1 protein-coding gene is annotated in these 1,128 nt (G+C 48.4%); it reads left to right on the forward strand.

The features are described from left to right. The first annotated feature begins 7 nt into the window (after positions 1-7). Positions 8-1,060, forward strand: a complete 1,053-nt coding sequence (locus tag ACT3TP_RS18705) for a nucleotide-binding protein (protein ID WP_096286798.1) — start codon at positions 8-10, stop codon at positions 1,058-1,060. Positions 1,061-1,128 lie beyond the last annotated feature (68 nt).

A 1,128-nucleotide genomic window follows, 5' to 3' on the forward strand; every position in this document is an offset into this window, starting at 1 on the left:
ATAGATCATGACCGCAGAATTTTTCACTCCTGCTTTGAGAAGTAAGCTCGCACGGGCATTAGGAAGCAACCAGTACATCACCCACAATGATCTAGGCGCTCTCTGGATTGAATTCGCACCTAAGATCGAAGAACCAAGCGTCTCAAAACCCAAAAAGGCGCTTGAGATGGTGAAAGCAATAACAGCCAAATTTGACGCCGATCATCAGTTCGTCAAGCTCGTCAACACCGTGTACTACGAGGATCCATATGGAGCGGAACGGCGCAACGAGGGGCAAGAATTCGATGATCTGGAAAAGGAACTGGAACGCTTAGGGTTTATTCTGAGCGACCAATCGGTCGCGTTACCAGCAACCGCAAATTCATCTCCGCCCGAGAAACCAGCACAAAACTGGGTCGCCTCATGGCGTGACACTAAAGCTAATGACTCTGAATCATCCACTCCGGAATGGATGAAACCATGGCCACGCGTCAACAATATAAACGAAATCAGTGAGGAAAGAATGCAAAAACTTAACCTTGATCCTCGCAGGGTTTTTATCGTTCACGGCAGAGACCTAGACTCCAAAAATACTCTTGAGCGTTTTCTAAAGCATGTCGATGCACTACCTTTGACCTGGACTGATGCACGTCAGCTTACCAATAAGCCCTCCCCCTCTACGTTAGAAATTGTTAAGGCTGGCCTCATGAACGCCCAGGCAGTGGTGGTCCTATTTACCCCCGACGATCAAGCCAGGCTGGATAAGCAGTTCGTCAAGCCAAGCGATCGAAGCCCTGAAAAAGAACTAACCGGCCAAGCTCGTCAAAATGTCATTCTTGAAGCAGGAATGGCATTAGCGATGGATGATCAACGAACCATCCTGGTCCGCAAAGGTTTCACTCGCCCCATCTCCGATATCGAAGGCGTCCACTGGATTGATCTAAAGGACAATTGGGATGATCGACAGATTCTTCTCAACGCGCTAGAAGCGGCCAACGTGGCGGTTAGGCGAAACGTTAACATAATGGACGAAAGTATCGGCTCCTTCGAAAATCATGTCCCAAAAACGTCAACAGTCTAGTAGTGATCTACGACCGTTTCAGGACATGGTTTCGGGAATCTGAAAATGCAGAAGAACCGCCGTTTAGC

The sequence above is a fragment of the Glutamicibacter sp. AOP38-B1-38 genome (assembly GCF_052377485.1).
In the GTDB taxonomy this organism is placed as follows: domain Bacteria; phylum Actinomycetota; class Actinomycetes; order Actinomycetales; family Micrococcaceae; genus Glutamicibacter.